The following is a 12,134-nucleotide window of genomic DNA, read 5'->3' as shown; positions in this document are numbered from 1 at the left end:
CGACGCCGCCGATCAGGCGGGGAGCCGGTCCCGCACCGGTGCGCCGGTGCGGGCCGCGACCTCGTCGAGCGTGACGCCCGGGGCGAGCTCGACCACGCCGAAGTGGTCGCCGCCCACGTCGAGCACGGCGAGGTCGGTGATGACGCGCGAGACGACGGCCCGCCCGGTCAGTGGCAGCGTGCACTCCTCGAGCAGCTTCGGGTCGCCCTTCTTGGTCACGTGGTCCATCAGGACGATGACCCGCTCGGCACCGCTGACGAGGTCCATCGCGCCCCCCATGCCCTTGACCATCGCGCCGGGCACCATCCAGTTGGCGAGGTCACCGTTGACCGCGACCTCCATGCCGCCGAGGACGGCGACGTCCACGTGGCCGCCGCGGATCATCGCGAAACTCGTGGCGGAGTCGAAGAAGGAGGCGCCGGGCAGGGTGGTGACGGTCTGCTTGCCGGCGTTGATCAGGTCGGGGTGCACCTCGTCCTCATACGGGAAGGGGCCCACCCCGAGGATGCCGTTCTCCGCGTGCAGCGTGACCGTGGAGTCCGCGGGCAGGTGGTTCGGGACCAGCGTGGGCAGGCCGATGCCGAGGTTGGCGTAGCCGCCGTCGGGCAGCTCCCGGGCGGCGCGTGCCGCCATCTCGTCGCGCGACCAGGCCATGTCAGTTCCTCTCCGATCCGGCGGCGGCCGAGGGCCGCTCGCCCCGCGTCGTTCGCTTCTCGATGCCCTTGCGGGCGGCCTGCTCCGCGGTCAGCGGCAGGACCCGCTGCACGAAGATCCCCGGCAGGTGGACCTCATCGGGCCCGATCTCGCCGACCTCGACGACCTCCTCGGCCTCGAGGAGGGTGAGCCGGCCGGACATGGCCGCGGGCAGGTTGAAGTTCTGCGCGGCGGCGTGGAAGACGGCGTTGCCGGCGCGGTCGGCCTTCGCGGCGCGCACCAGGGCGACGTCGGCCACGATCGACTCCTCCAGCACCATCTCCCGGCCGTGGAAGGTGCGGACCTCCTTGGGCTCCGAGGCCGCGGCGACGCTGCCGTCGGGGTGGTAGCGCCACGGGAGCCCGCCCTCGGCGATCGGCGTACCGACTCCCGTCGGGGTGAAGAACGCGCCGATGCCGGCGCCGCCCGCACGCATCCGCTCGGCGAGCGTCCCCTGGGGCGTGAGCTCCACGGTCAGCTCGCCGGAGAGGTACTGCCGCGCGAACTCCTTGTTCTCGCCGACGTAGGAGGCGATCACCCGGCTGATCCTGCCCGCCTCCAGCAGCAGGCCGAGCCCGGCACCGTCGACGCCACAGTTGTTGGACACCACCGTCAGGTCGCAGGCGCCCTGGTCCAGGAGTGCCTCGATGAGGTGGGTGGGGATGCCGGCGAGCCCGAACCCGCCGACGGCCAGCACGGACCCGTCGGCCACGTCGGCGACGGCCTCCGCCGCGCTGCTCACGGTCTTGTCGGTGCTCACTGCTGCTCCCTGAGGTGGTCGATGACGGCCGGGGTGATCGTCCCGGGCTGTTGGGCGTTCGCGAGGTGGGCGGCATCGGGTACGACGAGCAGTCGCCCGTGCGGCACGGTCTCGGCGATCTCGGTGAGGTGGGGCGGTGGCGTGGCCGGGTCGTCGGCGCCGGCGATGGCCAGCGTGGGTGCCTGGATGCGGGGCAGGTCGGGCCGCAGGTCCATCCCGGCGATCGCCTCGCAGCACGCGGCGTAGCCCTCGGCCGGCGTCGCGGCGACCATCTGCTCCGCCGCTCCCCGCTCGGCCGGGTGGGACTCGAGGAAGCCCGGGGTGTACCAGCGTTGGACGACTGCCTCGGCCACGGCCGCGGCGCCCCCCGCCCGCACGGTGGCGGCGCGGTCGGTCCAGGAAGAGGCGGGGGAGAGGTGGGCGCTGGTGCACAGCACCACCATCCGGTCGACGCGGTCCGGCGTACGCGCCGCGACCCGCATCGCGGTCATCCCGCCGAGGGAGAGGCCCACCAGGTGTGCCCGGGCGACGTCGAGCCGGTCCAGCAGCGCGGTGAGGTCATCGGCCAGGTCGTCGATCGTGGCAGGACCGTCGGGCACCGGCGACCGGCCGTGGCCACGGGTGTCGTAGCGCACGACCCGGAAGTGCTCGGCCAGGGCGTCGGCCTGCGCGTCCCACATCGCGTGGGTCGAGCCCAGGCTGTTGGAGAGCACCACGACGGGGGCGGACTCCGGGCCGCTGAGGACGTGGTGGACGTCGACGGCGGCCATCAGGCGACCCGCTCGAAGACCGCGGCGAGACCCTGGCCGCCGCCGATGCACATGGTCTCCAGTCCGTAGCGCGACTCACGGCGCCGCATCTCGTGGGTGAGCGTCGCGAGGATGCGGGCGCCGGTGGCGCCGACGGGGTGGCCCAGCGAGATGCCGGACCCGTTGGGGTTCAGGCGCTCGTCGGTGGCGTCGATCCGCCACTCCCGCAAGCAGGCGAGGACCTGGGCGGCGAAGGCCTCGTTGAGCTCGATGACGTCGATGTCGTCGAGCGTGAGGCCGGCGCGCTCGAGGGCGGCGGCGGTGGCGGGCACCGGACCGATGCCCATCACCTCGGGGCCGACGCCGGCGACCGCCCAGGACCGCAGTGCGACGAGCGGGCGGAGTCCGCGGCGCTCGGCCTCGTCGCGGGTCGTCACGACGCACATCGCGGCGCCGTCGTTCTGCCCGCTCGCGTTGCCGGCCGTGACCGTGGAGGCGGGGTCGAGCTTGTGCCGCACGGCGCGCAGGCCGGCGAGCTGCTCCAGCGTGGTGTCGGGGCGCGGGTGCTCGTCACGGTCGACGACGGTGTCCGGGCGGCCCCGGCGCCCGGGGACGGTGACCGGCACCAGCTCGTCGGCGAAGCGACCCTCGTCGTGGGCGGCGCCGGCGCGCTGCTGCGAACGCACCGCGAGCTCGTCCTGCTCCTCGCGGGCGATGTCGTACTCCGCGCGCAGGTTCTCCGCGGTCTCCAGCATGCCGCCGGGCACCGGGTGGTGACGGCCGCCCGCCGTGGTGCGGGCGCGGTCCAGGCGGTCCATCAGGTCGACGCCACCCTGCTTCACTCCCGAGCGCAGGCCCAGCGCGTAGTGCTCGACCTGCGACATCGACTCCGCGCCCCCGGCCACGACGAGGCGTGCCGCTCCGGTCGCGACCTGGCCGGCGGCGTACAGCACGGCCTGGAGGCCGGATCCGCAGCGCCGGTCGATCTGGATGCCCGGGACGCCGGTGCCGAGGCCCGCGTCGAGGGCGGCGATCCTGCCGATGGCGGGGTTCTCCCCGCTGGGGTAGCAGTTGCCGAGGATGACGTCGTCGACGTCGCCCTCGCCCAGCCCGGTCCGGTGGACCAGCTCGCGCAGCAGCCCACCGGCGAGGTCCACGGCGGACACCGCGGCGAGCTCGCCGCCGAACCGGCCGACCGGGGTGCGGAGGGGTTCGCAGATCACCACGTCAGTCATGTCGTCCACGGTAGGGACGCGCAGCGATACTGTGAAATACTCAGTTCGTGCGGATTGGGACGTCACAGATATCACTGGGTGAGGACGCCTGATGGAGCTCCGCCACCTGCGCTACTTCCGGGCCGTCGCCGAGGAGAAGCACTTCGGCCGCGCCGCCGAGCGGCTGCACATGGCCCAGCCGCCGCTGTCGCAGCAGATCCGTCAGCTGGAGGACGAGCTGGGGGTGCGGCTGCTGGACCGCACCACCCGCCGCGTGGAGCTGACCGCCGCCGGCCGCGCGTACCTCGACCGCGTCCGGGTGGTGCTGGGCGAGGTGGAGGCCGCCGGCGACGAGGCACGTCGGATCGCCAGCGGTGTGGAGGGACGCCTGGTCATCGGGTGCGTCGGCTCGGCGACCTACAGCCTGCTTCCCGCCCTGGTGGTCGCGTTGCGTCGCGAGTTCCCGCTGCTGGACGTGGCCGTGCGCGGCGAGATGCTGGTGCCGGACCAGGTCGCGGAGCTGATGGCCCACCGCCTCGACGTCGCGTTGCTGCGGCCGCCCGTCGAGGAGCTGGGGGTGCGGCTCACCACGCTGCGCCGCGACGGCCTGATCGTGCTCCTTCCCGACACCCACCCGCTCGCCTCGCGGCGCCGCCTCCGGGTCGAGGACCTGCGGGGTCAGGACATGGTCGTGCACGCCTCACGCCGCTCGGTGATGCACGGCGCCGTGGTGTCGCTGTGCCGCGAGGCCGGCTTCGAGCCGCACGTGCGCCACGAGGTCGAGGAGACCTCGACGCTGGTCACCTTCGTCGCCGCGGGCCTGGGCATCGCCGTGGTGCCCGAGCCCGTGGCGGCACTGGGCGTCGACGGCGTCACGCACCGGCCGCTCGCCTCGCCGTCGGCGTACGTCGACCTCGCGGCGGCCGTGCGGGCCGAGGACGACCGGCCGGCACCGGCACGAGCCCTGCAGGTGCTCGCGACGGTCCTGGCGCAGACCTAGGGCGCCGCCCCGCCTCAGTCCTGGTCCGGGAGGCCGAACCGGGCGCGCTCGCCGCGGGGGACGAGGTCGAGGTAGCGGTCGGGGTGGTCGGCGATCGTCTTGCGGACGAAGGGGCAGACCGGGACGACCTCGTGGCCGCGCTGCGCGGCGTCGTCGAGCTGCGCGCGAACCAAGTGACTGGCCAGGCCCCGGCCGCCGTGGGCGGGGTCGACCTCGACGTGCGCCAGGGTGACCCGGCGGTCCGCCAGCTGGTAGGCGGAGAACCCGACGACCTCGTCGGCCAGCAGGATCTCGTAGCGGCTCCGGTCGGGGTTGTCGCGCACGGCGACGTCGGTGCTCGTCTCGCTCATCGAAGGGATCCTCCGGCTCAGTGCCACGGGGTCTTGGTCGCGCTGGGGTCGTCCACGAGGGGCAGCACCATGGCGACCTCCTCCTGCGGGGTGGCGGCCTCGGTGGCCGGCGCCGTACGACGCTGGGAGGTCGGCCGGAAGCCGAAGGTGCTCGCGAAGGCGACCGCCGCGCCACTGTCGGAGGCGACCCAGAAGAAGAGCTGCGTGCGGCCCTGGTCGCGGGCACGATCAGTCGCTGCGGCCACCAGCTCCCACGCGATGCGGCTGCCGCGCATCGTGGGCGCGACCCACAGGCCGAGGACCTCCGCGACGTCGGGGTCGTCCGGCGCGGGGTGCAGTCCGACGATGCCCACGGCCTGGCCGTCGCGCTCGGCGACGAACCGTGGCTCCTCGCGCAACAGGTCGCGCCAGAATGCCTCGTCGTGGTCGGACTCGGCCTCCCGGCTGCCGACCACGCTGTCAGGGGACTCGCGGAGTGCCTCGAGACGGAGGTCTCGATAGATCCGCCAGTCCGACTCGTCCAGGACCCGAACCCTGCTGTCGCTCACTCATCAATGGTGACACGTGTGTCCACACGCCCGACTTGCCCCATCTGAAGGATGCCCCGCGCCGGGCGTACGCCGCACCGTGGAGTGGTGGACCCCCATCCTCCCGCGCCGGAGAGCCGGCAGGGCTCCCGCCCGATCCGTTCCCGCGCCGACACGACCGCTCGTGGGCGTCGCGGTGGCACGCCCCGGTGGCAACGGCGTGCTTCGATGCAGTGCGACCACGGACCTCGCGACTGCCGCCGGGGTCCCGTTGCTCCCCGGATCGAGGTCAGGCCCCTGCCCGTGCATGCCAGCGAGATGGCAATTGTGCCAACGGGTGTGAAAAGCATCGCGGCCCCCGGTACCCGTACCGGGGGCCACGCCACTGCGTGTCATGGGGCATTCCGTGCGCTGGGGGGTGCGCTGGAAATCCGTGGACACTCGCGCTGGGAACTTCACGGGGGGGACGGACAACGGTGGGGACGGATCCGAAGGTCTTTCGGCTCCATCCCCGAGATTGTCCTAGCAAAGTGCCAAGCGCTTGTGACAGATTGTGCCACAGTACGTCCGTTGGGCAAAACCCCTTTCACGAAGGTGAGAAGAAAATGACGAAGCGCATGAAGCTCGCGATGGTGTCGATGGCTGCCGTGGCCGCGATGGGTCTGGGTGCGGTCACCCCCGCCGAGCCCGAGGGGACGATCTCCGCCGGCCGCGACGCCTGGTGCTGCTGACCGAACCACGACGTACCCGTCGTACCCCGTCATGAACGGGGTGAGCTGACGAGGCAAGCGGGCAACCCCGCCGGTGGCCTCGTCGGTGGACCTCAGTCCGCCGAGACGTCCGCCGTCTCGACCTCGGTGATGGCGCTGGGGATGTGGACGCCCCGTCCGGTGTTGAGGTGCGCCCGCGTGCGCAGTCCGCTCGCGGCAGTGGCGCTGCGGAAGGCGGCGATGGCGGCCTCGGTGTCACCGAGGCCGTTGAGCAGCTCGCCGAGCTCGAGCCACAGCTGTGCGGCTCCCCGGTCCGAGCCGGCTGCCGAGAGCAGGTGGACAGCCCGCTGGTAGGCGGACTTGGCCTCGGTCTCGCGACCCCGCGCTGCCTCGGCCTGCCCGAGGATCACCAGCGCCTCGGCTCGCACCATCGAGGCCTCCTCGGGGGCGTTGTCGAAGGCCTGGTGCGCGATCTCGGCCGCCGCGTCGGGGTCGCCGTTGATCACGTGGGCCTGGGCGAGGGACACGTCACTCAACGAGACGTCCACGACGCTCGCGCTCGAGGAGCCGAAGTCGGTCCGTGCGCGGGTGATGTGCTCGACCGCCTCGGCGATGTCCGGCTCGGGGGCGGAGAGGTGGAGTCGACCGAGCGTGAGGCGCAGCCGGGAGAGGTTGCGCTCGTCGGTGCCCTCGGCGAGCAGGGCCAGGGCGCGCTTGGCCAGCGGGATCGCGTCGCTCACCTCGCCCCGGCGGGCGTAGAGGATGCTGGCGTTCCAGTAGGCGGCACTGCGGGCCTGGGGTGAGGAGACGGTCTCGGCGCGACGCACGGCGTCGGCGCAGATCCGGGTCGCGCGGGCGACGTCGCCGCGCTCGGCGTACGCCGCCGCGACGGTGACCGCGAGCCGCACCGCTTCGTCGGTGTTGCCCAGGTCGGCGTCTTCGATGACCCGCTTGAGGCGTTCGCCGACCTCGATGGCCAGCGCCAGGTCGCCGGACTCGCGGTAGCACCGGCTCAGGGCGATCCCGGCCTGGAGTGCGAGCAGTCCGGTGGCGGACTCGAGCGCCTTCTCGTAGTCCAGGATCGCGTCGTTGAGCGATCCCAGGGACTCCAGCGCGCGGGCGTGCAGCAGGCGCGCCCGCAGGGCGAGGTCGGCCTGCGAGGCCGCCTGGGCACGCTGCAGTCCGCTGCTCGCGCGGGCGTGGGCGTCGCTCGCCTCGCCGGACTCGAGCGCGATCTCGGCGAAGTCCAGGTCGAGCCGGATCTCGTCGTAGGCCGCGGCCGACATGCCGCGGAGCAACTGGTCCACCGACGTGGACAGGCGCAGGGCGATGTCCTGGAGCACGGGCAGTGCGGGACGTCGCGCGCCGTTCTCGATGCGCGAGAGGTAGCCGGCGGACAGGTCCGCTCCGCCCAGCTGCTGCTGGGTCAGGCCGCGTGCCTCGCGTGCGGCCCGGATGCGGCCCCCGAGGACGCGTGGGTCCATCGCGCGCAGCAATTCGGCATGACCGACCTCTGTGACGTCCAATGTGCCCATTTGTGCCTCCTGCGGTCGATTATAGGCACAGTCGACGCTGTGGCGCGCCGAGGTTGCGACAGGGCTGTCGGTGGGCTGCTGCCAGCGGGTCGGGTGCGACCGCCGAGTCGCGCGTCGCGTGGCGGACGACGAGTGATGGATGACGCCGGTGGGGATCGAGACCTCACGCGAGGGCTGCACGGGCAGCTGGCACCTCGTGCGGCGACGGTCGCGGCCGCACCCCATGTGGTGGCCGCAGTGCACCCGCCGTCCCCCCAGGTCGATGGGGACACTACGGCCGCCGAGCGGTCGGACTGAGCAGGGCTCGGGCGACGCCGCCCGAACAGCTGGTCCCAACCTAGTCGGGACGGAGTGGCGCCGGACCCGATGATCGGGTGGTGGGCATGGTCCGAAAGGACCGGAAGGAGCCACCCGCCCCAGGGGGGAGGAGACGGGTGGCTCCATCGCGGCACCGCGTGCGGGACGCGGTCCACCGTGACACTACGGGTGGGGTGGTGGAGTGATGTCGCATCACCGTCGACGAGCGGCGCCGGGCCCATGAAGAAGGTGCTCCGGGCCGAGCCCCGGAGCACCGATGGTCACCAACTGCCGTGAATTCTCATCGGGTGGGTGTTCCCCCTCATGTCGTTCCGTGCTCGCCGCCGTCCCCCCGGGGCCGAGCACATGGTGCAACTCCGACTCACGTTACGGGCCCCCAGGTCGCAGGGCGCATCCACGACGCCGTGAGCCCGGTCACCCTGCGCTGGATGGGACCATGGCGGCAGCCGAGCACCGAGGGGTGAGCCGACCGTGGCGAGGGAACGCGACCGCAACGCGCAGGGCCGTGCCGAGCAGGCGAGGCCGCGCGACCGCCTCGGCCGCCCGCTGCCCTACGGGGTCGAGGGCGTCGAGCCGATCTCCGAGGAGCCCCTGCCGCCGGCGGAGACGCTCGCCTACGCCCGCCAGCTGCTCGACGCGGGGCGCCCGTTCGCCGCGCACGAGGCGCTCGAGGTCCGGTGGAAGTCCTGCCCGGAGGAGGAACGCCCCCTGTGGCAGGGGCTCGCCCAGGTGTGTGTGGGCCTGACCCACCACGAGCGCGGCAATGCCGTCGGGGCCGAGCGCCTCGTCGAACGTGCCGCCGGCCAGCTCGAGGCGTACGCCGCCACCGCGGCCCCGGCGTACGGGCTCGACCTCGCGGGCCTCGTCGACTGCGCCCGCGCCCGGCTGCGGGGCGACGCCGCGCCCTGCTGAACCGTCCCCTGTCACTGTCGAGACCTACCGAACTCGACGGTCCAGTCATGGCAATTGACCTCGTGTCCGGATGCGGCGGTTCCTCCCTACCTTGAAGCACCACTGTCGCTTCGACACCCGAGGAATCCGCCATGAGCACGACTGCCACCCCGCTGCGCTACGGGCCCGACGACCGCCCGCCGCTGCGCACCGCCGTCCCGCTGGGGCTCCAGCACGTGATGGTCATGATGGCCAGCAACGTGACCATCCCGGTGATCCTGGCCAGTGCGATCGGGTCCAGTCCCGAGGACACCGCGTTCCTGGTCCAGATGGCGCTGCTGGTGGCCGGCATCGCCACGCTGATCCAGACCGTCGGCATCGGTCCGGTCGGTGCGCGACTGCCGATCGTGCAGGGCACCAGCTTCGGCTTCCTCGTGGTGGCCATTCCGCTCGCCCAGGAGTACGGCCTGGCGGCCGTGTTCGGCGGTGCCCTCTTCGCCGGCGCAGTCCAGATCACCTTCGGTGCGGTCTTCACCAGGATCCGTCACCTCTTCCCGCCGCTCGTGGCCGGCGTGGTGGTACTGGTGATCGGCATCGGGCTGATCCCGACCGGCATCCTGCTCTTCGCCGGTGGGGCCGGCAGCGATGACCTCGGCTCGCTGCGCAACCTCGGCGTGGCGACCTTCGTGCTCGTCGCGATCCTGCTGATCTACCGCTTCGGCAAGGGCTTCGTCGGTGCCGCCGCCGTCCTCTTCGGCCTGGCGCTGGGCTACCTGCTGGCCACCACGCTCGGGATGGTCGACTGGGGTCGCGTCGCCGACGAGCGCTGGGTGGCCGCGCCGCAGCCGTTGGAGTTCGGACTGGAGTTCCCCGCCGCCGCGCTGATCGCCATGGGCGCCATGGCCGTCGCCACCTCCATCGAGACCGTCGGCGACATCTCGGCGCTGACCAAGACCGGCGACGGTCGCGAGCCCACGCCGCGCGAGATGCGGGGCGGCCTGATGGGTGACGGCCTCGGCACCGCGGTCGCGGCGCTGTTCAGCGCCCTGCCCAACACCTCGTTCTCCCAGAACGTCGGCCTGGTCGCGTTCACCGGCGTGATGAGCCGCTTCGTGGTCACCATCGGTGGCTGCTTCCTCATCATCTGCGGGTTCGTGCCCAAGCTGGCCGTGGTGATCGCCGTCGTCCCGGCGCCGGTCATCGGCGGTGCCGCGGTCGTGATGTTCGGCATGATCATCTCGGCCGGCATCAGCCTGATCACCACCAACCCGCTGACCCACAACGACCTGATCATCATCGCGGTCTCCGTCGTCGTCGGCCAGGGCTTCGCGCTGCGCCCCGAGGTCGCTGCCCAGCTGCCCGACAACCTCGCGGCGCTGTTCACCTCCGGCATCGTGCCGGCCGCGGTCATCGCCGCCGGCCTGTACTGGATGAAGCCCAAGCACGAGCGCGATGCCGACCGGCCCGTGGGCGCCGAGGGCCACGGCTGACCGGCGGGCCGCGTCGTACGCCGAACCGCGCCGAGAACCCGACACCGAGAGCAAGGAGCAACCACGTGCCCCGCATCGACCCCCTGGACCGTGCCGACCTCCCCGAGCACGAGCCGACGTTCGCCTCGGTCGAGCGGGCCCTGGGCGTGCTGCCCAACAGCACGCTGACCATGGCCCGCTGGCCCGAGCTGATGGAGGCCTTCGCCCGGCTCAACGCGGTGGTGATGGCCGAGCGCGGCGTCAGCGGCGTCCTGAAGCAGATGGTGGCGGCGATGGTGTCCTCCGCCGCCGGCTGCACCTACTGCCAGGCCCACACCTCCCACGTCGCCGAGCAGCGGGGGGCCGATGCGGACAAGCTCGCCGCGATGTACGAGTTCGAGACCAGTCCGCTCTTCGACGAGGCCGAGCGGGCCGCGCTCCGGGTGGCCCACGGTGCCGGCTGCATCCCCAACGCCGTGACCGACGAGCAGATGGCCGACCTGCGACGCCACTTCTCCGACGAGCAGGTGGTCGAGCTGGTCGCGGTCATGGCGAACTTCGGGTTCCTCAACCGCTGGAACGACACCATGGCGACCGAGCTCGAGCAGTCGCCCTTCACCTGGGCCCGCGAGCACCTCACCGGCGCCGGCTGGGAGGCCGGCTCCCACGCACCGCAGGACTGAGCCACTCCGTCGCCGCCGGTGCGCCCGGCGTGCTCAGAAACCGATGGGGAGCCCGGCGTAGTTCTCCGCCAGGCCGGCGGCGCCGGCGCGACTGGAGGTGATCCAGTCCAGCTGCGAGACCTGGAGCTGGTGGTTGAACGGGTCCCCGTCGGTGTGCAGCATCGTGGTCATCCACCAGGAGAAGTGGGTGCAGCGCCACACCCGCCGCTGGGCGGTCGCGGAGTAGGCATCGGCCAGCGTCGCGTCGTTCTTGCCCAGCAGCGCGGCGAGCGCGGGGGCGAGGAGTGCGACGTCGGCCACGGCCAGGTTGAGCCCCTTCGCCCCGGTGGGCGGCACGATGTGCGCCGCGTCCCCGGCGAGGAACAGGCGGCCGTGGCGCATCGGGCTCATCACGAACGACCGCATCGGCAGCACGCTCTTCTCGGTGATCGGTCCGGTGGCCAGGGTCCAGCCGTCGCGGTCGTGGCCCAGCCGGGTCGCCAGCGCCTCCCAGATCCGGTCCTCGGGCCAGTCGGCCAGGTCGGTCTCGTTGGGCACCTGCAGGTAGAACCGGCTGACCTCGCGCGAGCGCATCGAGTGCAGGGCGAAGCCGTCGGGATGGCGGGCGTAGATCAGCTCGTCGGTCGAGGGGGCGACGTCGGCGAGCACGCCGAGCCACGAGAACGGGTAGGACCGCTCCCACCGGCGGCGTACGCCGTCCGGCACCGTCGCGCGGGACGGGCCGAAGGAGCCGTCGCAGCCGGCGATCACGTCGGCGTCGAGCCGGCAGGGCCGGCCGGCGGCGTCGACGTACTCCACCCACGGGTGGTCGGTCTCGACGTCGTGCAGCGTGGTGCCGCTGACCTCGTAGTGGATCTCCTGGCCGTCGCGGTGGCGGGCGGCGACGAGGTCCTTCTGCACCTCGGTCTGGCCGTAGAGCCACACGGAGCGGCCGATCAGCTCGGCGAAGTCGAGGTGGCGCCGCTCGTGGGGCCACTGGAGGTGGATGCCGTGGTGCTCCTCGCCCTCGCGCTCCAGCCGGTCGGCGAGGCCGAGGTCGCGCAGCAGGTCGACCGTGGACTGCTCCAGGATGCCGGCGCGGATGCGGGAGGCGACGTACTCCTCCGAGCGGGTCTCGAGCACCACCGACTCGATGCCCTCCAGGGAGAGCAGGTGGGAGAGAAGCATGCCGGCGGGTCCGGCGCCGATGATGGCTACCTGTGTCCTCACCCGCACCATCCAAGGGGCCCGGGGCC

At 72.6% G+C, this 12,134-nt stretch carries 13 protein-coding genes; 5 read left to right on the top strand and 8 right to left on the bottom strand.

What is annotated here, in order from left to right; all coding sequences use genetic code 11:
- Window positions 1-12 precede the first annotated feature (12 nt).
- From KUV85_RS12070 to KUV85_RS12055, 4 genes are read right to left on the bottom strand one after another with little or no spacing between them, the layout of a single operon-like run.
- The gene (locus tag KUV85_RS12070) at window positions 13-654 is read right to left on the bottom strand and encodes a CoA transferase subunit B (RefSeq protein WP_219960142.1); all 642 of its coding nucleotides are present in this window, start codon (window positions 652-654) and stop codon (window positions 13-15) included.
- Window position 655: 1 nt separating this feature from the next.
- Window positions 656-1,453: a CoA transferase subunit A gene (locus KUV85_RS12065; RefSeq protein WP_219960141.1), complete on the bottom strand. Its 798-nt coding sequence runs from the start codon at window positions 1,451-1,453 to the stop codon at window positions 656-658.
- Window positions 1,450-2,223: a 3-oxoadipate enol-lactonase gene (gene pcaD, locus KUV85_RS12060; protein ID WP_219960140.1), complete on the bottom strand. Its 774-nt coding sequence runs from the start codon at window positions 2,221-2,223 to the stop codon at window positions 1,450-1,452. The genes KUV85_RS12065 and pcaD overlap by 4 nt, the downstream gene beginning before the upstream one ends.
- Window positions 2,223-3,437, bottom strand: coding sequence for an acetyl-CoA C-acetyltransferase (locus KUV85_RS12055; protein WP_219960139.1), 1,215 nt, complete (start codon window positions 3,435-3,437; stop codon window positions 2,223-2,225). Before KUV85_RS12055 ends, pcaD begins: the two co-directional genes overlap by 1 nt.
- 91 nt (window positions 3,438-3,528) lie before the next feature.
- On the opposite strand from KUV85_RS12055, the gene KUV85_RS12050 reads away from it, so the two are divergent.
- Window positions 3,529-4,416, top strand: a complete 888-nt coding sequence (locus KUV85_RS12050; protein ID WP_219960138.1) for a LysR substrate-binding domain-containing protein — start codon at window positions 3,529-3,531, stop codon at window positions 4,414-4,416.
- A 14-nt stretch (window positions 4,417-4,430) separates the two neighbouring features.
- Here KUV85_RS12050 and KUV85_RS12045 read toward each other — a convergent pair whose 3' ends face one another.
- Both KUV85_RS12045 and KUV85_RS12040 read right to left on the bottom strand, forming a co-directional pair.
- The gene (locus tag KUV85_RS12045) at window positions 4,431-4,766 is read right to left on the bottom strand and encodes a GNAT family N-acetyltransferase (protein ID WP_219960137.1); all 336 of its coding nucleotides are present in this window, start codon (window positions 4,764-4,766) and stop codon (window positions 4,431-4,433) included.
- Window positions 4,767-4,783: 17 nt separating this feature from the next.
- Window positions 4,784-5,314 (bottom strand): GNAT family N-acetyltransferase, encoded by a 531-nt coding sequence (locus KUV85_RS12040; RefSeq protein ID WP_219960136.1) that lies wholly within the window; start codon window positions 5,312-5,314, stop codon window positions 4,784-4,786.
- Between the two features lie 584 nt (window positions 5,315-5,898).
- On the opposite strand from KUV85_RS12040, the gene KUV85_RS17640 reads away from it, so the two are divergent.
- Complete coding sequence (locus KUV85_RS17640) at window positions 5,899-6,024, top strand: hypothetical protein (RefSeq protein ID WP_273543986.1); 126 nt, start codon at window positions 5,899-5,901, stop codon at window positions 6,022-6,024.
- A gap of 92 nt (window positions 6,025-6,116) precedes the next feature.
- On the opposite strand, the gene KUV85_RS12035 is transcribed toward KUV85_RS17640, so the two are convergent.
- Window positions 6,117-7,538 carry a helix-turn-helix domain-containing protein gene (locus KUV85_RS12035; RefSeq protein ID WP_219960135.1) on the bottom strand — a complete coding sequence of 474 codons (1,422 nt, stop codon included), beginning with the start codon at window positions 7,536-7,538 and terminating at the stop codon, window positions 6,117-6,119.
- A 789-nt stretch (window positions 7,539-8,327) separates the two neighbouring features.
- On the opposite strand from KUV85_RS12035, the gene KUV85_RS12030 reads away from it, so the two are divergent.
- From KUV85_RS12030 to KUV85_RS12020, 3 genes are all read left to right on the top strand, one after another.
- Window positions 8,328-8,768 carry a DUF309 domain-containing protein gene (locus KUV85_RS12030; RefSeq protein WP_219960134.1) on the top strand — a complete coding sequence of 147 codons (441 nt, stop codon included), beginning with the start codon at window positions 8,328-8,330 and terminating at the stop codon, window positions 8,766-8,768.
- A 131-nt stretch (window positions 8,769-8,899) separates the two neighbouring features.
- Window positions 8,900-10,237, top strand: a complete 1,338-nt coding sequence (locus KUV85_RS12025; protein ID WP_219960133.1) for a uracil-xanthine permease family protein — start codon at window positions 8,900-8,902, stop codon at window positions 10,235-10,237.
- A gap of 65 nt (window positions 10,238-10,302) precedes the next feature.
- Window positions 10,303-10,899 carry a carboxymuconolactone decarboxylase family protein gene (locus KUV85_RS12020; RefSeq protein ID WP_219960132.1) on the top strand — a complete coding sequence of 199 codons (597 nt, stop codon included), beginning with the start codon at window positions 10,303-10,305 and terminating at the stop codon, window positions 10,897-10,899.
- A gap of 33 nt (window positions 10,900-10,932) precedes the next feature.
- Here the strand turns inward: KUV85_RS12020 and KUV85_RS12015 are convergent, their stop codons facing one another.
- The gene (locus KUV85_RS12015; protein ID WP_237690134.1) at window positions 10,933-12,117 is read right to left on the bottom strand and encodes a 4-hydroxybenzoate 3-monooxygenase; all 1,185 of its coding nucleotides are present in this window, start codon (window positions 12,115-12,117) and stop codon (window positions 10,933-10,935) included.
- Window positions 12,118-12,134: the final 17 nt, after the last annotated feature.

Source organism: Nocardioides panacisoli (assembly GCF_019448235.1).
Lineage (GTDB): Bacteria > Actinomycetota > Actinomycetes > Propionibacteriales > Nocardioidaceae > Nocardioides > Nocardioides panacisoli_A.
Note: the sequence above shows the minus strand (reverse complement) of the source record. Positions and strands in the feature narration are given on the sequence as shown.